Raw genomic sequence first — 21616 nt, forward strand, 5'->3', positions numbered from 1 at the left:
GTGGGGGGGCGTTCGGGGTAGGCGAGGGCGTACTGGATGGGCAGCCGCATGTCGGTGGGCCCGAGCTGGGCCTTGAGGTTGCCGTCGTGGAAGCGCACCAGCGAGTGCACGTAGGACTGCGGGTGGATCAGCACCTTCACCTTCTCCAGCGGCAAGCGGAAGAGCTGCACGGCCTCGAGCACCTCGAGGCCCTTGTTGAACAGCGTCGAGGAGTCGATGGTCACCTTGGGCCCCATCTTCCAGCGCGGGTGGCGCAGGGCCATCTCGGGGGTGACGTGGCGCAGGTCGGCGGGCTCGTGCAGGAAGGGGCCGCCGGAGGCGGTGAGGATGAGCTCGGCCACGCCGGAAAGGGGCTCGCCGGCCAGGCTTTGGAAGAGGGCGGAGTGCTCGGAGTCCACCGGGAGGATTTCCGCCCCGCTCCGCTCGGCCTCGGCCCACAGCAGCGGCCCGGCCGCCACCATGCTCTCCTTATTGGCCAGCGCCACGCGCCGCCCGGCCCGCACCGCCGCCCGCACCCCGGGGAGCCCCGCGAGGCCGGGGACAGCCCCTACCACCACGTCGGCGGGGTGGGCGGCGACCTCCTCGACGGAGGCGAGCTCGAGCCCGGGGAAGCGGCGGCGCAGCTCGGCGTGCAGCGCCTCGTCGGCGGCCACGGTCTCGGGTTGGAACTCTTCGATCTGGGCCGCGAGGGCCTCGAGGTTGCGCCCTGCCGCCAGCCCCACCACGCGGTAGCCCCGCCAGCGGCAGACCTCGAGGGTCTGGGTGCCGATGGAGCCGGTGGAGCCCAGCACGACTACACGTTTGTCAGACGAAGCTTCGGGCATCGGCCCAAAGTCTACCCCAAAGCCCGGGACGCTGACCGTCTGGGAGGTTGCAGTTGACCGGCCGGGGTTTTCCCTCGTTAGCCGGTGGGGAGGGGGTTGGTTTGCGGTGCTGCGGTTTGGTGTCCCCCGCTCCGCCGTCGGAGGGTGTAGGGGAAGTGGGGCTGTAGTCGGCCTGCGGGCCGGGCACAACCCCAGTGGATGATTCATTTCAACGAGGCGTTTCGCGTCTTGCGTACGGCGTAGGACGTACGACGTACGACCCGCGCCCGGCGCTCAGCTACCGGCTGCCGGCCCTCTCCCAACCTACCCCACGAAAATCCGCAACAGGAAATACGTCAGCGGCACGCTGAAGAGCAGGCTGTCCATGCGGTCGAGGAGGCCGCCGTGGCCGGGGAGGAAGGCGCCGGAGTCTTTGACGCCGCAGTAGCGCTTGAGCATGGACTCGGTGAGGTCGCCGAGCTGGGCGGAGAGGGAGAGGAGGAGGCTGACGGCGAGCAGTTCGACCCAGCGGAAGGGGACGGCGGCGTTGGCTAGGGCGGCGATGAGCAGCACCCCCAGGAAGCCGGCCACCATGCCGCCGATGGAGCCTTCGACGGTCTTGCCGGGGCTGATGCTGGGGGCGAGCTTGCGCTTGCCGAAGTACTTGCCCACGAAGTAAGCGCCCACGTCGGTGCTGAAGCTGGCGAACAGGGGGAGCAGCAGGGTCCAGAAGCCCTGCACGGCGTCGGGGGTGTAGCGCAGCAGCACCAGATAGCCCAGCATGAACGGCACGTAGAGGAAGGTCATCAGGCTGAAGGCGAAGCGGGGGATGTTGGCGCCGTAGAGCAGCTCGTAGCTGAAGGCGCCGATGAGCACCAGCCCCAGCGCGACCTCCCGCCAGGGGATGCCGGGGTAGATGTGGTGCAACTGCGGCAGCGAGAACAGCAGCATCACCACCCCGCCCCAGCGCAGGAACTGCATGTTGAGCTCGATGCCCCGCAGGCGGAGCATGTCGCGCAGCTCGGCGGTAGCCAGCCACAGGATCCCGATGAGCACGGGGAGGATCAGCGGCAAGCCCACCCACATGATGAACAGCAGCAGGGCGAAGCCGATGACGGAGGAGACGAAGCGGGTAGCCAGCGAGTCGCTCGAGCTTTTGGCTCGAGCCTGCTCCTGCTGGGTGGGCTTTTCCATACGGGTCGGTCAGGGCCGGGGGCCGGACAGCGCCTCCGGCTGGCGCCCGGCCTGTGGGCAGGTTAGCTGCCCAGGATCTCGTGCTCCTTCTTCTGCACCGCCGAGTCGGCCTTGTGCACGAACTCGTCGGTGATCTTCTGCACCTCGGCCTCGGCGCGCTTGAGGTCGTCCTCGGAGATCTGCTTTTCCTTCTCCATCTTCTTGATCTTGTCGAGCGCCTCGCGGCGGGCGTTGCGCATGGCGACCTTGGCCTCCTCGCCGAAGTGCTTGACCGACTTGACCAAGTCCCGGCGGCGCTCCTCGGTGAGCGGGGGGATCACGATGAAGATGGAGTCGCCCTTGTTGTTGGGGTTGAGCCCTAAGTCGGAGTCGCGGATGGCCTTCTCGATCTCCTTGAGGGCCTGGGGGTCCCAGGCCTGGATGACCAGGGTGCGGGCGTCGGGCGCGGAGACGGTCCCGACTTGGTTGAGGGGCATGAGCGACCCGTAGTACTCGACCTTGATGTTGCTGAGCAGCGCGGGGTTGGCCCGGCCCGAGCGCATCCCGCTGAGGTGGTGCTCGAGCGCCTCGAGGGCTTTCTGCATGTGATTTCTGGCTTCAGCGTAAACGTCTTTCAGCATAACGCCTCCTGGTAAAGCAACGGCCAATATCCTCTAGCTTATCGTATCCCTCACGCACACGGCGCAGGGCTTCGCGGCCGGGCGACGGTCTTCCCGGTCGGGCGTAGGGCGCCGGCTACTTGTGCACCAGCGTGCCGATGGGCTCGCCCCGGATCACGCCCTCGAGGCTCCCCTCCTTGAACATGTCGAAGACGATGATGGAGAGGTTCTGCTCCTGGCACAGCGTCATGGCGGTGCCGTCCATGACCTGCAGGCCCTTGACCAGCGCGTCGTGGAAGGTGAGGGTGTCGTACTTCGTGGCCCGGGGGTTCTTGCGCGGGTCGTCGTCGTAGACGCCGTCCACCTTGTTCTTCGCCATCAGCACGGCGTCAACGTTCATCTCCAGGCCGCGCAGGGCGGCGGCGGTGTCGGTGGTGACGAAGGGGTTGCCGGTGCCGCCGCCGAAGATCACCACCCGGCCTTTCTCCAGGTGGCGCAGCGCCCGCCGGCGGATGTAGGGCTCGGCGACCTGCTGGATGGTGAGGGCGGTCTGCACCCGGGTGGGCACGCCCAGGTACTCGAGGGCGTCCTGCAGGGCCAGGGCGTTCATGATGGTGCCCAGCATGCCGATGTAGTCGGCGGTGGCCCGGTCCATCCCCACCCCCTGCCGCGCCCCGCGCCAGAGGTTGCCCCCGCCCACCACGATGGCGAGCTGGGTCCCCAGCGCGTGGGCCTTGGCGACCTCCTGCGCCAGGGTCTTGGTGGCTTCGGGCTGGATCCCGAAGCCGTCGCCGGTGAGGAACTCACCCGAGAGCTTGAGCAGTACGCGTTTGTATTTCATACCCTAAAGCCTCGAAGCGCCAAAGAAAATCGAGGATCGAGCCTTCGAAGCTCGACCCTCGACCCCGGGCATCGCTTACGCTCCTACCTCGAAGCGGCTGAAGCGCCGGACCACGATGTTCTCCCCGATCTTGGCGATGGCGGCTTGCACGAGCTCGCCCACCTTGACCTTTTCGTCCTTGACGAAGGGCTGCTCGAGGAGCACCATCTCCTCGTAGAACTTCTTCATGCGGCCCTCGGCGGCCTTCTCGGCGATGTGCTGGGGCTTGCCCTCGTTGAGGAGCTGGGTGAGGTAGATCTGCTTCTCCTTCTCGAGGTCTTCGGCCGGGACCTGCTCCACGCTGACGTAGCGGGGGTTGGCCATGGCGATGTGCATGGCGATGTCCTTGGCGAGGGCCTGGAACTCCTCGTTGCGGGCCACGAAGTCGGTCTCGGAGTTGAGCTCGACGATGACCCCCACCCGCTGGTTGTGGTGGATGTAGTAGCCGATGATGCCGTCGCGCGCCTCGCGGTCGGCCTTCTTGGCGGCCTTGAGCGCCCCGCGCTCGCGCAGCAGGGTGGTGGCCTTCTCCATGTCCCAGCCGGCGTCCTCCAGGGCCTTCTTCACGTCGCTCATGCCCGCGCCGGTCTGCTCGCGTAGTTTCTTGATCTGCTCGAGTTGGCTCATACGCATCCTTCGGATCTCAGGGGTCGAGCGTCGAGGGTCTTGGGCTCCTGACGCTCGACGCTCGACCCTCGACCTTCTCTTCTAGGCCTGGGCTTCCTCGCCCGAAGCCCCCTCGGCCTCGGCGGGCACGGGGGCCGCAGCCGCAGGACGGCCGCCGCCGCGGGTCTCCACGATCAGGTCGGTGACGCGGGAGAGGATGAGCTGGATGGCGCGGATGGCGTCGTCGTTGCCGGGGATGATGTAGTCAACGAGGTCGGGGTCGGAGTCGGTGTCGGCCAGCGCGACGATGGGGATGCCCAGCTTGCGGGCCTCCTTGACGGCGATGGTCTCCTTGGAGGGGTCGATGACGAAGAGCGCGTCGGGCAGGCGCTTGAGGTGGCGAAAGCCGCCCAGGTACTTCTGCAGGCGGTCGAGCTCGTGCTTCAGGCGCACCTGCTCGGTCTTGACGCGCTCGTTGATCTCCTCGGAGGCGAAGAGCTCCTCGAGCTCGGCCAGGCGGTTGACGCGGCTGGCGATGGTCTTGTAGTTCGTGAGCATCCCGCCCAGCCAGCGCACGTTGACGTAGGGCATCCCGCAGCGGTCGGCTTCCAGGGCCACGATCTCCTGGGCCTGCTTCTTGGTGCCCACGAACAGGATGGTGCCCCCGCGCATGGCGAGGTCCTGCACGTAGCTGAAGGTGCGCTCGATCTCCACCATCGTCTTTTGCAGGTCGATGATGAAGATGCCGTTGCGCTCGGCGTAGATGTAACGCTTCATCTTGGGGTTCCAGCGCTTGGTCTCGTGACCGAAGTGGACCCCGGCTTCCAGCAGTTCCTTGATGCTGATGTTGAAGGGCATAAGCCTCCGTGCGGGAGAGGTTGGAGCAGAGTTGAATTTGCGGCCTTGGCCCTGGCGCGGGGACCTCTCCCTGCCCCGTGCCGCCGTCGGCACACCTGGCCGATTATAGGTGAAGCGGGCCCTTTGCGGAAGTGGGGAAGGGCTGCTATACTTCCAAACCGGTCAGGCGTTTAGCGTTTGGCGTTAGGCGTTCGACCCTTTCGGGGGTGTAGCTCAGCGGGAGAGCAGCGCCTTTGCAAGGCGAAGGTCGGGGGTTCAAATCCCTCCACCTCCACCACACGGCCGGGGACTAAGGTCCCCGGCCCGCTTTTTTTGGTAGGTTCTAGACGGCTATGCCCTTCACCCCGCCGCCCGGCCTCGAGCTCATCCCCGACCTGCCCTACGGCGAGCAGGCCGGGCGGGCCCACCGGATCGACGTGCTCAGGCCCACACACCGCGCGGCGCAGCCTGTCCCCGCCGTCCTCTTCCTGCACGGCGGGGGCTGGCACATGTTCGGCAAGTACCCCGAGATCAACGCCTTCCTGGCCCGAGCCGGCTACGTGACCTTCAGCAGCAACTACCGCTACAGCCACGAAGCGCCCTTCCCGGCGCAGCTCGAGGACGCCCGGGCCGCCGTGGCCTGGGTGCGGGCCCATGCCGCGCGGTGGGGCGTGGACGCCGGGCGCGTGGGGGTGTGGGGCATCTCGGCGGGGGCTCACCTGGCCGCGCTGCTGGGGGCCTTGGGCGAGGTGCAGGCCGTGGTGGACGTCTGCGGGCCGGCCGACTTCTTCGACCCCGGGTGGGAGGCGGAGCTGCAGGACCCCCGGGGCCCGGTGAGCCGCCTGCTGGGCGCGAGGGCCGGGGAGGTCGCGCACCTCGCCGCCCAGGCCAGCCCGGTGTGCCGGGTCTCGCCGCGGTCGGCCCCGTTTCTCATCGTGCACGGGGCCCGCGACGCGCAGGTGCCCCTCTCGCAGGCCGAGGCCCTGCACGCCGCGCTGCTCGAGGTGGACGTGCCCAGCGAGCTCTGGGTCATCCCCGAGGGCGACCACTTCATCAACGAGACGCACCTGCCCCAGATCGAGGCGCGGGTGCTCGAGTTCTTCCGCGAAACCCTAGGAGATCCGTTATGAACGTGCCGGTTTGGGACGACTCGAAGTGGCCGGGGCTGCGGGCGCTGGAGGGCGACCTCGAGGCCGACGTCTGCGTGGTGGGGCTCGGCGGCTCGGGCCTGTCGGCGGTGGGGGAGCTGCTGGAGCAAGGCCGGCGCGTCGTCGGCCTCGACGCGGGCCCGGTGGCCGGGGGCGCGGCCGGGCGCAACGGCGGCTTCCTGCTGGCCGGGCTCGCCAGGTTCTACCACGAGACCGTGGCCCAGGCGGGGCGGGAGCGGGCGGCGGCCGTCTACCGGGCCACCCTCGAGCAGATCGAGCGCATGTGCCGGGAGACCCCCGAGGCCATCCGGCGGGTGGGGAGCCTGCGCATCGCCGAGGGCGCCGAGGAGTACCGCGACTGCCTCGAGCACCTCCAGGCCCTGCGGGCCGACGGCTTCCCCGCCGAGCCCTACGAGGGCCCGGAGGGGCGGGGCATCCTGATCCCCTCCGACGGGGCCTTCAACCCCCTGCTGCGCTGCCGCCTGCTGGCCCAGGGCCTGCTGCGCGAGGGCGCGCTGCTGTTCGAGCGGACCCCGGCGCTGGAGGTCAGCGGCCAGGCCGTGCGGACTCCCGGCGGGACGGTTCACTGCAAGCGGGTAGTCGTGGCGGTGGACGGGCGGCTCGAGGCCCTGTTCCCCGAGCTCGCCGGGCGGGTGCGCACCGCACGCCTGCAGATGCTGGCGACGGCCCCCGCGCCCGAGGTGCGCTTCCCGCGCCCGGTCTACTACCGCTGGGGCTACGAGTACTGGCAGCAGCTCCCCGACGGCCGCGTCGCGCTGGGCGGCTTCCGCGACCAGGGCGGGGAAGGGGAGTGGACCCACGCGGCGGAGCCGGGCGAGGCGGTGCAGCAGCGGCTCGAGCGCTTCCTGCGCGAGCACCTGGGCGTGCGGGCCGAGGTCACCCACCGCTGGGCGGCCTCGGTGGCCTACACCGAGAGCGGCTGGCCCGTGCTCGAGGAGGTCCGCCCCGGCGTCTGGGCGGTCGGGGCGTACAGCGGGACCGGCAACGTGGTGGGGGCCATCCTGGGCCGCCTGGCCGCGCGGCGGGCGCTGGGCATCCCCGCCGAAAGCCCGCTACTGCCGGCCTAGCGCCTGCAACAGCAGGTCGGGCCGGTCGGTGATGATGCCGTGGGCCCCGGCTTTAATCAGGCGCTGCATCTCCTGGGGCTCGTTGACGGTCCAGTACTGCACCGCCAGGCCCTTGCGCCGGATCACGCCGAGCAGCAGGGGGTGGGTGAGGTCGAAGCCCCCGGCGGCGGTGGGGATCTGCAGCACGGTGCCGCCGGCGGGCGGGGTGTAGAAGTCGCCCAGCAGGAAGAGGTTGAGCACCACCAGGGGCCGGATCTCGCTCTCGGTGAGGCTGGTGGTCACCTCGGGGCAGGCTTCGCGGAAGTCGTGCATGGCGCTGTCGCGGAAGCTCGCCACGATCACCCTGCCGGTCATGCGGTGCTGGCGCAGCAGGGCGCAGAAGGGCCCGGCCAGGCCGTCGGCCTTCATCTCGATGGTCATGGGGAAGCCGGGGAAGGCGCGCAAGACCTCCTCGAGCGTGGGGATGGTGATGCCCTGCCCGCGGAAGGGGTGGGGGTCGGTCTCTTTGGAGCGCTGGGGCCAGTACCAGCCCGCGTCCAGGGCCTTGAGCTCGGCCAGGGTGAGCTCCTTGACCTTTCCTTTACCGCCGGTGGTGCGCTCCACGCTGTCGTCGTGGATGACCACCAGGTGCCCGTCGCGGCTCAGGTGGACGTCGAGCTCGAGCATGTCCACGCCCATCCGCACCGCGCGCTCGAAGGCGTACACCGTGTTGCTGGGCCACAGCCCCTCCCCGCCCTGGTGGGCGATGACCCGCACCTCGCCGGTGGCGTAGGGGTTGGAGAGGGGCGGGGCCGAACAGCCGAGCAGCGCCAGGAGCAGGGGGAGGGCCAGTCGCTTCATGGTTGCCCCAGTCTACGCGCCTGAGGCCCTCCGCCGCCCATCGGCCCCTGCAGGATGCTCTGCCTCCAGAAAGCCGCGGGCAGGGTAGGGCGAATGGTGAGCTGATCCGGCAAATCTCTACGGAATGGGGTATGCTGGGCTGAACTATGAGCGAACCGAGCTTCGATGAGCGGGAGCTCATCCTGGAGTTGTTCCCCGGAACAGACCCGGATTTGCTCCCGCCCGGTGAGGTGCTTTACTACCGCGACAAGGAAGGCAAGGTTCACATCGCCGAGGAGCCGTTGGAGATGGTGCTCGAGCCGCTCGAGGCCACCCCCTCCACGGCTCCGGTGCTGTGCGAGGCCTGCCTGCGCCAGATGTCGCGGGCCTCGGTGCAGTTCTTCCGCTTCAGCGTGGGGCCTTCGGGGCGGCGCTGGCGCTACGTCACCCTCTGCCGCGACACCGCCCAGTGCAACGGGCTGGCCGAGCCGCGCCGATTGAGGGAATTGCTGCGCCGGAGTATAATCTAGGGCGGTTAGGGATTGACAAATCCCTCTTGATTCCAGCCCCAGGCTTTGGCCGGGGCTTCGCTTAAGTAGTCAGCACCACGGGCCCCGCGCCCAGACGAGTGAACGAGGAGAACCCGATGCCGCGTGAAGTACAGCTTACCCGTGACGGATACCAGCGCCTGCTCAAGGAGCTCGAGCAGGAGCGTGAACGCCTCAGCGAGGCCACCCGCATCCTGCAGGAGCTGATGGAATCCTCCGACGACTACGACGACTCGGGCCTGGAAGACGCCAAGCGCGAGAAGGCCCGCATCGAAGCCCGCATCGACACCCTCGAGGACACCCTCTCGAGAGCAGCCATTCTCGAGGAGTCGGCGGGGCGCAGCGACCTGGTGACCCTGGGCGCGGTGGTCAACCTCGAGGACGACCACGGCGGCAAGATGCAGGTGCGCGTGGTCTCGCCCGCCGAGGCCACCGTGCTCGAGGTGCCCATGAAGATCTCCGACGAGTCGCCCATGGGCAAGGCCCTTCTGGGCCGCAAGAAGGGCGAGAAGCTGCTGCTGGACACCCCCAAGGGCAAACGCGAGTTCAAGATCGTTTCCGTGGAGGCTTGAACCAGCGACCCGACCCCGACCTTCGCCGACGCCGAACGCGGAAACCGAGTAGAATCGGGAGCGTTTGGCGTTTGCTTTTGTGAGGAACTATGCCTGAGTGGAACGAACAGACCCAGCAGCGCTTGCGCAACCTCGAGGCCCTGGCGGAGGCCGGCTTCGAGCCCTTCCCCTACCGCTTCGAAAAGACCCACGACGCCGCACAGATCCGCGCCGCCCACGCGGGGGCCGAGCCCCAGCAGGAGTGGCCCGAGGAGCAGGTGAAGGTGGCCGGGCGCCTCATGACCCTGCGCGACATGGGTAAGGTGGTCTTCGCCCACGTCCAGGACGGCTCGGGGCGTATCCAGCTCTACTTCTCCAAGAACGACACCGAGCGCTTCGAACTCCTCAAGAAGCTCGACGTGGGCGACATCGTGGGCGTCGAGGGGCACGTGTTCACCACCAAGACCGGCGAGATCACCGTCAAGGTGCGGCGCTGGACGCCCCTGGTCAAGGCGTTGCACCCCCTGCCCGACAAGTGGCACGGCATCAAGGACGTGGAGGTGCGCTACCGCCAGCGCTACCTCGACCTCATCCAGAACCCCGAGGTGCGCGAGGTCTTCCGCACCCGCACCCAGATCGTGCGGCTCATCCGGCGCTTCTTCGAGGAGCGGGGCTTCCTCGAGGTCGAAGGCCCCACCCTGCACGAGGTGGCGGGGGGCACCGAGGCCCGCCCCTTCAAGACCTACCACAACGCCCTGGGCCACGAGTTCAACCTGCGCATCGCCCTCGAGCTGCACCTCAAGCGCCTGTTGGTGGGCGGCTTCGAGAAGGTCTTCGAGATCGGGCGCAACTACCGCAACGAGGGCATCAGCCCCAAGCACAACCCCGAGTTCACCATGCTCGAGGCCTACTGGGCCTACGCCGACTACAACGACATGAGCGCGCTCGTCGAGGAGCTCGTGCACTCGGTGGTGGTGGCGGTCAAGGGCACCACCCGGGTGCGCTACGGCGAGCTCGAGATCGACTTCGCGCGCCCCTTCGCCCGCATCGACTTCGTGGGCTCCTTGAAGGAGAAGGCCGGCCTCGACTTCGACCCCACCGACCTCGCCCGCCTGCGCTCCTGGACCGACGCCCGCCACCCCGAGCTGCGCAAGACCCCCGACTACGGCCTCCTGGACAAGCTCTTCGGGGTCTACGTCGAGCCCACGCTCGTCAACCCCACCTTCGTGATGGACGTGCCGCTGGCGATCAGCCCGCTGGTCAAGAAGCACCGCACCCGCCCCGGCCTCACCGAGCGCTGCGACCTCTTCGTCGCCGGCTTCGAGATCGCGCCCATCTACTCCGAGCTCAACGACGCCCTCGACCAGCGCGAGCGCTTCATGCGCCAGCTCGAGCAGCGCGCCGCGGGCGACGAGGAGATCCCCGAGCCCGACGAGGACTTCCTGCTCGCGCTCGAGTACGGCATGCCCCCGGCGGGCGGCATGGGCTTTGGCATCGACCGCTTCGCCATGCTGCTCACCGACCAGCCCAGCATCCGCGACGTGCTGCTGTTCCCGCTGCTCAAGCCCCGCAAGGCGGGGCCGGTGGAAGAAGAGGCCCTACCCGCCGAGGTCGAGTGATGCAACCGCTGCGGGCCGCCTACCTGAGCTTGGCGGTAGGCTGCGCGGTCTTCGGCCTGAAGTGGACCGCTTACGCCTTCACCGGCTCGGTGGCCCTGCTCTCGGACGCGCTCGAGTCCGTCGTCAACATCGTGGCGGCCCTGGCGGCGGTGTGGGCCGTCCGCGTCTCCCGCCGCCCCGCCGACGAGAACCACCCCTACGGGCACAGCAAGGCCGAGTACTTCTCGGCGGTGCTCGAGGGCGTCCTGATCGTGCTCGCCGCCTTCACCATCGTGCGCGAGGCCTGGCCGCGCCTCTTCGCGCCCGCCCCGCCCCAGGCGTTGGGGGTGGGCCTGCTGATCTCCCTGGTGGCCTCGGGCCTGAACCTGCTCCTGGCGGTGTTCCTCGTCCGCAGCGGCCGCTCGGCCCGTTCCCCGGCCCTCGTGGCCGACGGGCAGCACGTGCTCAGCGACGTGGTGACCTCGCTGGGCGTGCTGCTGGGGGTCGGGCTGGCCTGGCTCACCGGCTTCTGGCTGCTCGACCCGCTGCTGGCGATCCTGGTCGCCGCCAACATCCTGTGGGTGGGCTGGCGGCTGGTGCGCGACTCGGTGGGCGGGCTGATGGACGAGAGCCTCAAGCCCGAAGAGCTCGAGCAGATCCGCTTCGCCCTGCACCAGGCCGTGCAGGGGCTGGTGCTGGAGGACAAGGTCATCGAGATCCACGACCTCAAGACCCGCCGCGCCGGGCCCAGCACCTTCGCCGAGCTCCACCTGGTGGTGCCCGGAGAAATGCCGGTGGCCGAGGCCCACGACATCTGCGACCGGCTGGAGGAAACCCTGCGCCAGCTCCTGCCCGGCGCCCGGCTCACGGTGCACGTGGAGCCGGAGTTCAAGGCCAAGCACAGCACCTTCACGATCGGCTGACGCGGGATGCGCAACGCTAAACGTTGAACGCGAGACGCGGTAGGGGCGGGTTCTCGTACCCGCCCCTACGTTTTTGGCTATCGACTACCGGCCATCGACCATCGACGTCAGGCGTACTTCAGCTCGAGCACCCGGTACACCTGGGCGCCCTTGCGCCCGGGGATCTCCACGTGGTCGCCGGCCTTCTTGCCCAGCAGGGCCTGACCCATGGGCGACTCGTCGGAGATCTTGCCGCTGAACACGTCGGCCTCGGCGCTGCCGACGATGGTGAGGCTCATGCGCTGGCCGGTCTCGGTCTCGAGCTCCACCGTCACGCCCACGCCGATCTCCTTGGGCGTGCCGTTGCCGGCTTCGACCACCACCACGCGGCTGAGGATGTCCTCGATCTCGGCGATGCGGCTGTTGTTGTCCCACATGGCGCGGCGGGCCTCGTCGTAGCCGGCGTTCTCGCGCAGGTCGCCCTCGGCGATGGCGGCGCCCATCTCGTCGGCGATCTGGGCGAGCTTGGTGGTCTTGCGGTGGGCGAGTTCTTCTTCAAGCCGCTTGACGCCCTCAGCGGTCATGTACACGGGTTTCTTGGTCATTGCTCCTCCAGAGGTGCCTTCGGGGACGGCGGGCTCAGGGCCCGGCCACGGCAAAAAAGCACCACCAGCCTCAAGCCGTCTGGGGCTGGCACTAACCAACGATTATAGCGCGGAAGGGGGGGCTTGTCGCCGAAGAGGCCGGACATGAAGACCCCCTGGGGTGCCGGAGGAAGGGGATACCGATACAATAGCCGCATGCCGATGCGCTCCCAACGCCTGCGGCCTGAGCCGTGCCGTGCTCGAGCCCCTCGAGCGCCCACGCTCCAGCGGTGGCTCGTCCTGGTGCTGCTCCTCGCCGTCTCCTTCGCCCTGGCCCAGACCCTCAGCGCCCCTCCGGAGGGCCGGACCGGAAGCACGCTGGAGATCTCGGGGGAGAGCCTGCCCGACGGCACCTACACCCTGCAGGTCACATCGCCCGCCGGCACCGAGTCCGTCCCGGTGGAGGCCGCCAAGGGGGCCTTCAAGCTCTCCTACACCCCGAAGGCGGCGGGGACCTACCAGTTCCGGCTGGCCCTGCCCGACCGCACCCTCGAGGCCAGCAGCACCGTCGAGGCCCAGAGCCAGGCCCCCCGGCTGGCCGACGGCGGCCTGCAGGTGGGCAACTGGCGGCTCCCGCTGCCCGGTGACTGGAGCGAGCCGCTGGTGGTGGGCAGCAAGGCCTACCTCTTCCGCGGGCCGCTGGTGCTCGAGGTTGACCTCAGCAACCCGCGGATCTCCAACCGCTACTACCCCCCCGCCGAGGTGCAGGCCTTCGAGGCCCCGGCGCCCGGCGACGCGGTGCCGACCGTGCAGCTCGAGGGCGGGCGCCGGCTGAAGCTCGACGCGCTGCAGGGCCTGCCCTACGAAGGCCGCTGGCAGAGCCTGCAGGTGATCCGCGACCTCGACCAGGCGCTGGAGGTCTCCGGCAGCCGCACCCTGGACCAGAGCCCCGCCGAGACCCGGCCCTACTGGCACTACCTCGCCCAGCCCCCGCAACGCCTCACCGCCCAGGACCTCCGGGCCTTCGGCCGCGACCTCCTGCGCCGGGGTCACCGCCCCGAGCTGCCCTGGGGCCCGGCCGTGATGCTGTGGGTCGGCCCCTGGCTCGAGCAGATGCGCGCCGCCCGCGCCCAGGGCATCGAGGCCAGCCTGATGTGGTCGGACACGCTGCTGGCTTACTTGCCGCAGGTCCCGGGCGGGCGGCAGGCCCTCTTCCAGCAGGCCGCCTGGCTGGAGAACCAGGGACGCCCCGACCTGGCCCTGCGCTACCGCGCCGCCCTGCGCACGCTGCAGTCGTGGGAGGCCCCGGTGCGCTCGAGCTCGGTCCTGGCCCTGGCCGGGGTGGTCGGCGGGCTGTTCGTGCTGGTCGCGCTGTACCTGATGCTGGCTTACCTGCCCGCCCAGCGGCGCAACCTGGCCTCGGTGGGGGGCTGGCTGGCGGGGTGGTTCCGCAACCCCCTGCTGCGCCTGCGCCACACCGCGCTGGCCTACGCCTCCTTCCCCGAGCGCGGCGTGCTGCTGGCGCTGCTGCTGTTGCTGGCCGGGGTGGTGCTGGTGTACGGCTTCGCCCGCCGCACCGAGGCCCTGCTGGCCGACGACGCCTTCACCCGGGGCACCCTGCGCTCCGAGGCCGCGCAGAACCTCCTCCGCGGCCTCACCGACGTCCCCGCGACCCGCGGCCTGCTGGCCTACGCCCTGGCCCACAGCGACCCGGCCGAGTCCCAGCGGCTCTACCGGGTCGCCGCGGACTGGCCCGCCGCCCTCTTGGGCCGCAACGACCCCAAGTCCCTCAGCCAGGCCTTCTGGGCCGCGCCGCAGTACCCCGCCGCCCAGGACGTGCTGGGGATCGGGGGCGACCCCTGGTCGCAGGCCTACCGCGACGCGGGCGTGCCGCGCGAGGGGGTGCCCACCCTGCGCTCGATGTGGATGGCCGTGACCCAGGCGGGGCTCGAGGACCTGCGCCGCGACTTCCTGCGCACCTGGAGCAACGTCCGCATCGTGGACAACCCGGTGGTGGGCTGGGTCAGCGGCATCTTGCTCTTGTTGCTGCTGCTCCACACCCTGCTGAGCTTCTTCCTGCCCCGCCCCCGCGGCGCGGGCGACTACCCCAACTGGCGCTACGGGGTGCAGCTCTTCTTCCCCGGCAGCCCCCTCTACAGCCAGGGCTGGGGCGTGCTGCTGGCCGGGTTCGGCCTGTACTGCCTGTGGCTGTACCTCGAGGGCCGCGCCGTGGCCCTCTACGGGGTCGCGGCCGTGGTAATTCTTCATCTGGTGATGTGGCTGTTGGCCCGTCCACGCCGAGGTGTTGTGTGATCTATCCCCCCATACCCACCCCTTTCGACCGGCAAGGCAACCTCGATGCCCAGGCTTTCCGCGACCTGGCGCAGCTCCTCGAGCCCCACGTCGATGGCATCCTCTTCTACGGCTCCAACGGCGAGGGGGTCCACCTGACCCGCGCCGAGCGGGAGAAGGGCCTCTCGGTGCACAGCCCCCGGAAGCCCCCGCTGGTCGGGCTGATGGAGGAGACGCTGGTTCAGGGCCTCGAAGCCCTCGAGCAGGCCCAGGTCGTGCGGCCCCGGGCGGTGCTGGTCACGCCGCCGCGCTACTACACGGCCAACCTGGGCAACGAGGGGCTCGAGGCCTACTTCAGCACCCTGGCCGACAGCGGCACCCAGGTCTGGCTCTACCACGTGCCGCAGAACACCAAGGCCGACATGCCCCTGCCCGTCGTCGCCAACCTCAGCCGCCACCCCAACATCAGCGGGCTCAAGGACTCCAGCGGCGAGATGGCCCGCCTGGCCTTCTACCAGTCGCAAAGCCTCGACCTCGAGTACTTCACCGGCCACGCCCCCACCTTCCTGGGCGCTTTGGCGCTGGGGGCCAGCGGCGGCATCCTGGCCGCGGCCAACCTCGCGCCCCTGGCCTTCCGCCAGCTCGAGGAGGCCTGGCGCTCGGGCAACATGGCGACCGCCAACCTGATGCAGACCCGCCTCGAGCCCCTGGCCCGCGTGCTGGGGCAGGGGGGCTTCGTGCTGCTCAAGCAGGCCATGCGCTACCTGGGCCTGCCCGCCGGTTACCCCCGCCCGCCCTACCCCGCCGAGAGCCCCTTGTGGCCGGTGTTCAAGGGAATTCTGGAAAACCTCAAGGCCGAGGGGTGGCTGGTGACGGGCGACTGATTCCTTAGGCCTCTCGCGGGTGCTTCCGCGAGTCACCTTGAACTGCCGTGCCTGACGCCGATACCGGCTATCGGCTGTCGACCATCAGCGACTTCTGCGAGAAGTCTTGGAGGATCCCGATGACCAAGAGAGCCTGGCCGCTGATCGCCCTGTTGCTGCTGCTGGTGAGCTGTGTCCCGCAGGTCGTGCGCCCGCAGCCGCCCGACATCGAGCTGCTCGAGTTCCGCCTGCTGCGCCTCGACCCCTTCGCGGGCAGCGCCGACTTCGACCTGCGCCTCAGGCTCACCAACCCCAACGCCGTCGCGCTGCTGGTCCTCGACAGCACCCTCACCGCCGAGCTGGCGGGGGCGGGCTTCGCCCTGACCCTGGGCGCCGTCGACCTCCCAGCGGGCGGAAGCCGCGAGACGGTAGCCCGCCTGCGGGTGCCGGTGGTCGAAGGGGCGCGTTCGCTGGGCGTGCTGGTCAGCGGGCAGCCCACCCGCTTCCGCCTCACGGGCGAGGTGCGGGTGGCGGTGGGGCCCGTCACCGTGCCGCTGGGCCCGCTCACCTTCATCGACCGCAACGTGCAGGTGAGCCTCAACTTCCAGCTCCCCACCCTCCGCTTAGTCGACCTGCGGCTCGAGGGCGGCAGCCTGCGCGTCGGGCTCGAGGTCTTCAACCCCAACCCCATCGGCTTCAGCCTCGAGGGGCCCGTGCGCGTGCTCATCGGGGGGAGCCGGGTGGCCGAGGTCAGCCTGAGCATGCGCCTACCCCCCGGCGCCCGCGAGCGCAGCGACGCCGCGGTGCGCCTGAGCGGCTTCCCCGGCCTGGGCAGCGTGCAGGTGCAAGCCGACCTCAAGGCCCGCATCCCCGGCATCTGGGAGCGGGACGTGCGGCAGGTGCTCGAGGGAGTTCTGCGTTAGCGTGCTGGAAAGGAAGGGGAGAGGCCGCGAGCCTCTCCTCAAATTTTCGCGTCGCCCGCCCCCGCGCGAACGCGAGCGGGCCGCCGTGCCGGAGGGGGCTACGGGCCGTCAGCCGTTTTGGTCGCTTCGGCGAGGTCCTCCGGGCGGAAGGCGAAGGGGAGCAGGTCGGCCATGCGGTAGACCTGTTCCTGGCCGTCCTGGGCCAGGCAGTGCACCGCCACCTCGGGCCCGGCGAACTCGCTGAGCACCTGGCGGCAGCCGCCGCAGGGGGTGGGGGCGTTGAGCCCCATCACCCAGACCTCGGCGATGCGGCGCTCGCCCCCCGCCACCATCGCGCCCACCGCGACCTGCTCGGCGCAGCGGGACATGGGGTAGGCGGCGTTCTCCACGTTGACCCCGAAGAACAGCCGCCCGTTGGGCGTGCGGATGATGGCCGCCACCGGGTAGCGCGAGTAGGGGGCGTAGGCTTTTTGCAGCAGGGCGCGGAGTTGGTCGGGGATGGTGTCCATTATTCGGTGGGTTCGGGCATGGGCGGGGTTTCTTCGGGCTGCTGGGGCAGGACGAGCACCTTGTCGACGCGGTTGAGGTCCATGTCCACCACCTCGAAGCGCAGGTGGTGCCAGGTGAAGTGCTCCCCGGCCTTGGGGATGTGCTCGAGGCGGTTGACCACGAAGCCGCCCAGGGTGCGGTACTCGTCCTCCTCGGGCAGCTCGTCGAGGTCGAAGAGCTTTTTGAGCTCCTCCACCGGCAGGGCGCCGTCGAGGAGGTAGCTGCCGTCCTCGCGGGCCACGACCCAGGGCTCTTCTTCGTTGTCGTCGCTGCCGGGCAGGTCGCCGACGATGGCCTCGAGGATGTCGTGCAGGGTCACCAGGCCCTGCAGGTTGCCGTACTCATCGACCACCAGCGCCATGTGGGTTCGCTCGCGCTTGAACTGCTCGAGCAGCTCCAGGCCGCTGAAGCCGTCGGGCACCACCAGCGGCTTCTGCATGCGCGCGCAGATGGTCTCCTTGCTGAGGTCGCCGTCGAGCAGGTCCCGGGCCCGGATGATCCCCACCACCTTGTCGAGGTCGCCCTCGGCCACCGGGAAGCGGGCGTGGGGGTTCTCCATGATGAGCCGCTGGATGACCTCGATGGGCTCCTCGAGGTCGATCCAGACGATGTCGTGGCGGGGGGTCATGAACGAGACCGCCTGCCGGTCGGCTAAGTCCAAGGCGCTGGTGACGATCTCCTGCTCGGCCTCCTCGAAGACCCCGGCCTTGGTGCCCTCGTCGATGAGCACCTTGATCTCCTCCTCCGTGACCGTAGACTCCGAGGCGCCGCGGATCCCGAAGACGCGCAGCACGGCCTCGGTGGAGGCCGTCAGCAGCCACACCAGCGGCTTGCTGACCATCGCCACGAACTGCATGGGGTAGGCCACGATGGTCGAGATGCGCTCGGGGTTGCGCATCGCCAGGCGCTTGGGCACCAGCTCGCCCAGCACCAGCGAGAGGTAGCTGATCAGCAGCACCACCAGCGCGAAGGCGATCTCCTGCTTGTACGCCGCCAGCACCGGCACCTGCGCCACGGCGGGCTCGAGGTACTTCTTGGCGATGGTGCTGCCGCCGTAGGCCCCGGCCACGGTCCCGATCACGGTGATGCCCACCTGCACCGTCGAGAGCAGGCGGCTGGGGTGTTCGAGGAGCTCGAGGGCCGCCTTGGCCCCGAGGTTGCCGTCCTCCGCCTGCTGCTGCAGGCGCGCCTTGCGGGCGGAAACCAGCGCCAACTCCGACATAGCGAAGACCCCGTTGAAGAGGGTCAGGATCACGACGATCAGGATTTCCATAGGGCGCTCGGTTTTAGGGCTGAGCAGGCCACATGGGGGTGGAGCAATGGGGAATAGGGCATTGGCACAGGGGCGTTTCCCTGCGTTAAAACACACGGCACGGCTCGGGTCCTGCGGAACGAAGCGGATTGTGCAGGGGGGAAGGCGGCGACAGCCCTACGACTGGAAGGGTTATCCATAACCTAACAGTTGTGATTCTAACACACCCCCTGAAGTGCCCCGACAGAAACAGGCCCACATTTGCCCTGGAGCGATCGCAACGTGCCGTAAGCGTTGGGCACGCGTCCGGGCCGCCTTCGCCGCGGTCAGGACGCCAATCCCAGCCGCCGCAGCAGGGGGGGCACGAACAGCACCACCCCGATGGCCGCCGAGAGCACGCTCGAGACCAGCACGGCCGCCGCCGCGGTGTCCTTGGCCGCCTTGGCCATGGGGTGGAAGGTGGGGGAGGCCAGGTCCACGACGGCCTCGAGCGCGGTGTTGAGCAGCTCGAGCGCCAGCACCACCAGGATCAAGAACAGCACCTCGACCAGGCCCACCCCCAGCCACAGCGACAGGCCCAAGGCCGCGCCCCCCGCGATGCACTCCAGGCGGAAGTTGCGCTGGCTCTTCCAGGCGTAGCGCAGGCCCGCGAAGGCGAACGCGAAGGAGGCCCGCAGGCCCCTCAGAGCTCGAGGATCTGTGCCTGGACGCGGTGGAACCCAGCCCATTCGGTCTCCGTGGTGTGGTCGTGGCCCAGCAGGTGCCACAGGGAGTGGGCTGCCAGGATGAGCACCTCGTCCTCGAGGCCGTGCCCCTGCTCTCGGGCCTGCCGCGCGGCGGTGTCCAGGCTAATGATAATGTCCCCCAGGTGCGGGGGCACGAAGGGGTCGCCGGGCTCGAAGGTGGGGAAGGAGAGCACGTCGGTGGGGGCGTCCTCGCCCCAGTGCTGCTTCTTGAGCGCGCGGATCTCGGCGTCGCCGGTGAGCACGACGGTGAGGGCGTGCTCGCCGTAGCCCAGCTCCTGCATCAGCCGCCCCAACGCCTTGCGCAGGCGGGGTCGCAGGCCCCTGGGCACCTTGGTCTGGGCGATCAGGTCGATCTGGGGCATCGCGCGCTTCAGGAGGTCTCGCCGCCGGGGCTGTGCTGGCTGAACTCGTAGGCCTTGACGATGCGGGCGACGAGCGGGTGGCGCACCACGTCCGACTCGCGGAAGTAGATCATGGCGATGCCCTCGATGTCCTTGAGGATGCGCATGGCCTCGATCAGCCCGCTCTTCTGGGCCTTGGGCAGGTCGATCTGGGTGACGTCGCCGGTGATGACGACCCTCGAGTTGAAGCCCATGCGGGTGAGGAACATCTTCATCTGCTCGGGGGTGGTGTTCTGGGCCTCGTCGAGGATGATGAAGGCGTCGTTGAGGGTGTTGTGCGTGAGGATGAAGTCCTCGGTCACGTAGAGGTGATCGGGTGCGGCCACGCGGATGCAGACGGTCTGGGCCTCGCCCGCCGGTTCGATCGCCTTAACGAAGCGCGTGGGGCGTCCCCCTCCCTCCTGCGCGTAAGCCCGTGCCTTGCGGCCGAGGCGGAAGGGAGTGATGCCTGCGGGCAGGCGGATGTCGAGGATATAGGCATCCTTACGGTAGCCGATCTCCCGCCCCGTGGCGCTGCTCGGCTTACGCCCCTCCGCCTTGCGGGTTCGCCAGCGGGCCACCCCGCCCAGCGAGCGCACCAGGAAGAGCACGTCATCCCGCAGGCGTTCGGAGGTGGTGGTGTAGTGGACCCGGCAGGTGCGGCCCCGTTGCGTCACCGGCCCGCCATCGGCGTCGAGCAGACCCTGCAGCACGGCTAGCCGGACGGCGCTGCTGTTGAACAGGTAGCGCTCCGGCACGAATTTGGCGTGGGAGTACGTGCCCTCGAGGCCCAACTCCCGCAGCACCCGGGTGAGGGGATTGGCGACGATCACCCCACCCCTTCGCCCGTCCCGGTGGTTGAGCGCGTAGTCGGGCCCCGACTTGTGGGTCAGGGTGACACCCAAGGGACTGAGCGCGGCCCCCAGGGCCTGGGCCAGCTCAGGGTCTGCCGTGGCGAAGGTCGGGGTGGTCTTCCCGGTGGAACAGCCGTCCCCTAGCAGTAGCCCCAGCGCGTACGGGTCAAGCGGCACATCCTGCGCGGGAAACTCCACCGGAGCCACGAGGGGCAGCTCATAGCGGTGCGGGTGGGCAGTCTTGAGGTTAGCCTGGAGTTCTTGGGTCTGCAGGACCCGGGCAGGTTTTCCCCGGCGCTTGTCGGAAGGGGTGCGCACGGCCCACAGGTGCTCCGCGCAGGCCAGGGTCGAGGCCCCGTCGGTCAAGGTGACGCGGAAGACGGGTTTTTTGCCCTGAGGGTAGACCCCGAGCACCTGGGTCGGCCTCCCGTTCGAGCCGATCACCCAGTCGCCCGGCTCGAGGCTGCCGATCTCCCGCCAGCCCAGGGGGGTGAGCACCTTGCTGTAAACCGGCTGGGCGCGGCCGCGCATGAAGGCCAGCGGCGCCACCTCGATCACCCCCGACTGCAGGTAGTGCTCGAAGCGCTCGGCGTCGATCATGTCGAAGAGCGCGTCGTAGAGCGGGCGCAGGTAGGGGTCGATCTTGGCCTGGAGGTCGCCGGGCAAGAAGCCCAGCTTCTCCCCGGCCTCGACCGCGGGGCGGGTGAGGATGATGCGCTTGACCTTCTTGGCCTTGAAGAAGGCCACCGCCAGCGCCACCGCGAGGTAGGTCTTGCCCGTGCCGGCGGGGCCGATGCCGAAGGTGATGTCGTTGTGGGCGATGGCCTCGACGTAGCGGGTCTGGCCGGCGGTCTTGGGCTTGAGGCGGCCGGGCAGGTGGATCTCGCCCATGTCCTGCGGGGTGGTGGTCTGGGTGAGGGTGCCGCCGCCTTGGGCCAGCGAGACGGCCTGCTCGAGCGTGTTCTGGTCGATCTCGGCCCCCTGGCGCAGCAGCGTGAGCAGGTCGCGCACGACCCGCTCGCCCAGCTCCACTTCCTCGGGGTCGCCCTGGATGCGAATTTCGTGGCCGCGGGCCACAATTTGCGCGCTCAAGAGCTTGCGCAGGTGCTTCAGGTTCCGGTCGCTCTGGCCCATGAGGGCCATGGCTTCTTGCGCGGATTGCAGGGGAATGAGGACTTCCTTGGTGCTTTCTGGCAAAGTTTCACGGCTCCTTTACCGCGTAACCCGCGGGCGCAGCCGGGGGTTGCGCTTGTTGAGGTAGGCGCGGCCTTTGGATTCCTTGAGAATTTCGCTCCACACGATCCCGTTCAAAATGGCGCGGTTGTCGGTGCCGAAGGAGGGCGTCCGCTTCGCGGGGGCCTTGGCCGGCTTGGGCTGGGGCTTGGGCTCCTGGGGGGCAGGCCTCGAGGGGCGGGGCGCTGCGTCGGCCTGGGCCTGGCTGAGCCGCCGCTCGAGCTCGCTCAGCTTGCGCCGGACGATGGCCTCGAGGATGTCGTGCAGGGTCACCAGGCCCTGCAGGTTGCCGTACTCATCGACCACCAGCGCCATGTGGGTTCGCTCGCGCTTGAACTGCTCGAGCAGCTCCAGGCCGCTGCAGCCG

22 protein-coding genes, 1 tRNA gene and 3 pseudogenes are annotated in these 21616 nt (G+C 69.3%); 10 read left to right on the plus strand and 16 right to left on the minus strand.

Annotated features, from left to right (window positions below; translation table 11 throughout):
• From Mterra_RS07345 to rpsB, 6 genes are all read right to left on the minus strand, one after another.
• Positions 1 to 824: 1-deoxy-D-xylulose-5-phosphate reductoisomerase (locus tag Mterra_RS07345; protein WP_119314616.1), on the minus strand; the 824-nt coding region annotated here is incomplete at its 3' end.
• 303 nt (positions 825 to 1127) lie between these two features.
• Positions 1128 to 1997: a phosphatidate cytidylyltransferase gene (locus tag Mterra_RS07350; RefSeq protein WP_119314600.1), complete on the minus strand. Its 870-nt coding sequence runs from the start codon at positions 1995 to 1997 to the stop codon at positions 1128 to 1130.
• Between the two features lie 62 nt (positions 1998 to 2059).
• A complete protein-coding gene (frr, locus tag Mterra_RS07355) occupies positions 2060 to 2617 on the minus strand; it encodes a ribosome recycling factor (RefSeq protein WP_119314601.1) in 558 nt (185 codons plus the stop codon).
• 115 nt (positions 2618 to 2732) lie between these two features.
• Positions 2733 to 3437 (minus strand): UMP kinase, encoded by a 705-nt coding sequence (gene pyrH / locus Mterra_RS07360; protein WP_119314602.1) that lies wholly within the window; start codon positions 3435 to 3437, stop codon positions 2733 to 2735.
• A 75-nt stretch (positions 3438 to 3512) separates the two neighbouring features.
• On the minus strand, positions 3513 to 4103 hold the full coding sequence (tsf, locus tag Mterra_RS07365) for a translation elongation factor Ts (protein WP_027893207.1): 591 nt from the start codon (positions 4101 to 4103) through the stop codon (positions 3513 to 3515).
• A gap of 81 nt (positions 4104 to 4184) precedes the next feature.
• Positions 4185 to 4940, minus strand: a complete 756-nt coding sequence (gene rpsB / locus Mterra_RS07370; protein WP_119314603.1) for a 30S ribosomal protein S2 — start codon at positions 4938 to 4940, stop codon at positions 4185 to 4187.
• A 202-nt stretch (positions 4941 to 5142) separates the two neighbouring features.
• On the opposite strand from rpsB, the gene Mterra_RS07375 reads away from it, so the two are divergent.
• The 3 genes from Mterra_RS07375 to Mterra_RS07385 all read left to right on the plus strand — a co-directional run bounded on the left by Mterra_RS07375 (position 5143) and on the right by Mterra_RS07385 (position 7155).
• A tRNA-Ala gene (locus Mterra_RS07375) sits at positions 5143 to 5217 on the plus strand.
• A gap of 55 nt (positions 5218 to 5272) precedes the next feature.
• Positions 5273 to 6049 carry an alpha/beta hydrolase gene (locus Mterra_RS07380; RefSeq protein ID WP_119314604.1) on the plus strand — a complete coding sequence of 259 codons (777 nt, stop codon included), beginning with the start codon at positions 5273 to 5275 and terminating at the stop codon, positions 6047 to 6049.
• A complete protein-coding gene (locus Mterra_RS07385) occupies positions 6046 to 7155 on the plus strand; it encodes an NAD(P)/FAD-dependent oxidoreductase (RefSeq protein WP_119314605.1) in 1110 nt (369 codons plus the stop codon). The genes Mterra_RS07380 and Mterra_RS07385 overlap by 4 nt, the downstream gene beginning before the upstream one ends.
• Here Mterra_RS07385 and Mterra_RS07390 read toward each other — a convergent pair.
• Entirely contained in the window at positions 7141 to 7995 is an 855-nt protein-coding gene (locus tag Mterra_RS07390; protein ID WP_119314606.1) for a glycerophosphodiester phosphodiesterase family protein, read from the minus strand. The genes Mterra_RS07385 and Mterra_RS07390 overlap by 15 nt on opposite strands.
• 146 nt (positions 7996 to 8141) lie before the next feature.
• Here Mterra_RS07390 and Mterra_RS07395 point away from each other — a divergent pair, with 146 nt between their 5' ends.
• From Mterra_RS07395 to Mterra_RS07410, 4 genes are all read left to right on the plus strand, one after another.
• Positions 8142 to 8504, plus strand: coding sequence for a hypothetical protein (locus Mterra_RS07395; RefSeq protein WP_119314607.1), 363 nt, complete (start codon positions 8142 to 8144; stop codon positions 8502 to 8504).
• A gap of 116 nt (positions 8505 to 8620) precedes the next feature.
• Positions 8621 to 9094 (plus strand): GreA/GreB family elongation factor, encoded by a 474-nt coding sequence (locus Mterra_RS07400; RefSeq protein WP_119314617.1) that lies wholly within the window; start codon positions 8621 to 8623, stop codon positions 9092 to 9094.
• 89 nt (positions 9095 to 9183) lie between these two features.
• Entirely contained in the window at positions 9184 to 10692 is a 1509-nt protein-coding gene (lysS, locus tag Mterra_RS07405) for a lysine--tRNA ligase (RefSeq protein WP_119314608.1), read from the plus strand.
• The gene (locus tag Mterra_RS07410; protein WP_119314609.1) at positions 10692 to 11594 is read left to right on the plus strand and encodes a cation diffusion facilitator family transporter; all 903 of its coding nucleotides are present in this window, start codon (positions 10692 to 10694) and stop codon (positions 11592 to 11594) included. Before lysS ends, Mterra_RS07410 begins: the two co-directional genes overlap by 1 nt.
• A 107-nt stretch (positions 11595 to 11701) precedes the next feature.
• Here the strand turns inward: Mterra_RS07410 and Mterra_RS07415 are convergent, their stop codons facing one another.
• Complete coding sequence (locus tag Mterra_RS07415) at positions 11702 to 12178, minus strand: transcription elongation factor GreA (RefSeq protein WP_170159585.1); 477 nt, start codon at positions 12176 to 12178, stop codon at positions 11702 to 11704.
• Between the two features lie 195 nt (positions 12179 to 12373).
• Between Mterra_RS07415 and Mterra_RS07420 the strand changes: the two genes are divergently transcribed.
• From Mterra_RS07420 to Mterra_RS07430, 3 genes are all read left to right on the plus strand, one after another.
• Positions 12374 to 14470, plus strand: a complete 2097-nt coding sequence (locus tag Mterra_RS07420) for a hypothetical protein (RefSeq protein ID WP_170159586.1) — start codon at positions 12374 to 12376, stop codon at positions 14468 to 14470.
• Positions 14467 to 15333, plus strand: a complete 867-nt coding sequence (locus tag Mterra_RS07425; protein ID WP_119314610.1) for a dihydrodipicolinate synthase family protein — start codon at positions 14467 to 14469, stop codon at positions 15331 to 15333. The genes Mterra_RS07420 and Mterra_RS07425 overlap by 4 nt, the downstream gene beginning before the upstream one ends.
• 119 nt (positions 15334 to 15452) lie before the next feature.
• Entirely contained in the window at positions 15453 to 16235 is a 783-nt protein-coding gene (locus Mterra_RS07430; RefSeq protein ID WP_245971558.1) for an LEA/WHy family protein, read from the plus strand.
• 98 nt (positions 16236 to 16333) lie between these two features.
• Here the strand turns inward: Mterra_RS07430 and cdd are convergent, their stop codons facing one another.
• The 8 genes and pseudogenes from cdd to Mterra_RS07460 form a co-directional block, all read right to left on the minus strand.
• Positions 16334 to 16744 carry a cytidine deaminase gene (gene cdd / locus Mterra_RS07435; RefSeq protein WP_027893194.1) on the minus strand — a complete coding sequence of 137 codons (411 nt, stop codon included), beginning with the start codon at positions 16742 to 16744 and terminating at the stop codon, positions 16334 to 16336.
• The gene (locus Mterra_RS07440; protein ID WP_119314611.1) at positions 16744 to 18057 is read right to left on the minus strand and encodes a hemolysin family protein; all 1314 of its coding nucleotides are present in this window, start codon (positions 18055 to 18057) and stop codon (positions 16744 to 16746) included. Before Mterra_RS07440 ends, cdd begins: the two co-directional genes overlap by 1 nt.
• A 305-nt stretch (positions 18058 to 18362) precedes the next feature.
• On the minus strand, positions 18363 to 18764 hold the full coding sequence (locus Mterra_RS07445; RefSeq protein WP_119314612.1) for a diacylglycerol kinase: 402 nt from the start codon (positions 18762 to 18764) through the stop codon (positions 18363 to 18365).
• Positions 18719 to 19144, minus strand: coding sequence for an rRNA maturation RNase YbeY (gene ybeY / locus Mterra_RS07450; RefSeq protein WP_119314613.1), 426 nt, complete (start codon positions 19142 to 19144; stop codon positions 18719 to 18721). The genes Mterra_RS07445 and ybeY overlap by 46 nt, the downstream gene beginning before the upstream one ends.
• 8 nt (positions 19145 to 19152) lie before the next feature.
• A pseudogene (locus Mterra_RS23560) lies at positions 19153 to 19455 on the minus strand (PhoH family protein); the annotation flags it as partial.
• Positions 19456 to 19710: 255 nt separating this feature from the next.
• Positions 19711 to 20547 (minus strand): annotated as a pseudogene (locus Mterra_RS23565) (LAGLIDADG family homing endonuclease); the annotation flags it as partial.
• A pseudogene (locus tag Mterra_RS23570) lies at positions 20536 to 21159 on the minus strand (PhoH family protein); the annotation flags it as partial. The pseudogenes Mterra_RS23570 and Mterra_RS23565, both read right to left, overlap by 12 nt.
• Before the next feature lie 69 nt (positions 21160 to 21228).
• On the minus strand, positions 21229 to 21616 hold a 388-nt coding region (locus Mterra_RS07460; RefSeq protein ID WP_119314615.1), incomplete at its 5' end, for a CBS domain-containing protein.

This window comes from Calidithermus terrae, from assembly GCF_003574345.1.
GTDB classification, from domain to species: domain Bacteria; phylum Deinococcota; class Deinococci; order Deinococcales; family Thermaceae; genus Calidithermus; species Calidithermus chliarophilus.

What these genes read in the sequence shown, in the direction of transcription:
- Mterra_RS07350 (WP_119314600.1), bottom strand. Translation starts at nt 1,997, where the DNA reads ATGGAAAAGCCCACCCAGCAGGAGCAGGCTCGAGCCAAAAGCTCGAGC.
- frr (WP_119314601.1), bottom strand. Translation starts at nt 2,617, where the DNA reads ATGCTGAAAGACGTTTACGCTGAAGCCAGAAATCACATGCAGAAAGCC.
- pyrH (WP_119314602.1), bottom strand. Translation starts at nt 3,437, where the DNA reads ATGAAATACAAACGCGTACTGCTCAAGCTCTCGGGTGAGTTCCTCACC.
- tsf (WP_027893207.1), bottom strand. Translation starts at nt 4,103, where the DNA reads ATGAGCCAACTCGAGCAGATCAAGAAACTACGCGAGCAGACCGGCGCG.
- rpsB (WP_119314603.1), bottom strand. Translation starts at nt 4,940, where the DNA reads ATGCCCTTCAACATCAGCATCAAGGAACTGCTGGAAGCCGGGGTCCAC.
- Mterra_RS07380 (WP_119314604.1), top strand. Translation starts at nt 5,273, where the DNA reads ATGCCCTTCACCCCGCCGCCCGGCCTCGAGCTCATCCCCGACCTGCCC.
- Mterra_RS07385 (WP_119314605.1), top strand. Translation starts at nt 6,046, where the DNA reads ATGAACGTGCCGGTTTGGGACGACTCGAAGTGGCCGGGGCTGCGGGCG.
- Mterra_RS07390 (WP_119314606.1), bottom strand. Translation starts at nt 7,995, where the DNA reads ATGAAGCGACTGGCCCTCCCCCTGCTCCTGGCGCTGCTCGGCTGTTCG.
- Mterra_RS07395 (WP_119314607.1), top strand. Translation starts at nt 8,142, where the DNA reads ATGAGCGAACCGAGCTTCGATGAGCGGGAGCTCATCCTGGAGTTGTTC.
- Mterra_RS07400 (WP_119314617.1), top strand. Translation starts at nt 8,621, where the DNA reads ATGCCGCGTGAAGTACAGCTTACCCGTGACGGATACCAGCGCCTGCTC.
- lysS (WP_119314608.1), top strand. Translation starts at nt 9,184, where the DNA reads ATGCCTGAGTGGAACGAACAGACCCAGCAGCGCTTGCGCAACCTCGAG.
- Mterra_RS07410 (WP_119314609.1), top strand. Translation starts at nt 10,692, where the DNA reads ATGCAACCGCTGCGGGCCGCCTACCTGAGCTTGGCGGTAGGCTGCGCG.
- Mterra_RS07415 (WP_170159585.1), bottom strand. Translation starts at nt 12,178, where the DNA reads ATGACCAAGAAACCCGTGTACATGACCGCTGAGGGCGTCAAGCGGCTT.
- Mterra_RS07420 (WP_170159586.1), top strand. Translation starts at nt 12,374, where the DNA reads ATGCCGATGCGCTCCCAACGCCTGCGGCCTGAGCCGTGCCGTGCTCGA.
- Mterra_RS07430 (WP_245971558.1), top strand. Translation starts at nt 15,453, where the DNA reads ATGACCAAGAGAGCCTGGCCGCTGATCGCCCTGTTGCTGCTGCTGGTG.
- cdd (WP_027893194.1), bottom strand. Translation starts at nt 16,744, where the DNA reads ATGGACACCATCCCCGACCAACTCCGCGCCCTGCTGCAAAAAGCCTAC.
- Mterra_RS07440 (WP_119314611.1), bottom strand. Translation starts at nt 18,057, where the DNA reads ATGGAAATCCTGATCGTCGTGATCCTGACCCTCTTCAACGGGGTCTTC.
- Mterra_RS07445 (WP_119314612.1), bottom strand. Translation starts at nt 18,764, where the DNA reads ATGGGCTGGGTTCCACCGCGTCCAGGCACAGATCCTCGAGCTCTGAGG.
- ybeY (WP_119314613.1), bottom strand. Translation starts at nt 19,144, where the DNA reads ATGCCCCAGATCGACCTGATCGCCCAGACCAAGGTGCCCAGGGGCCTG.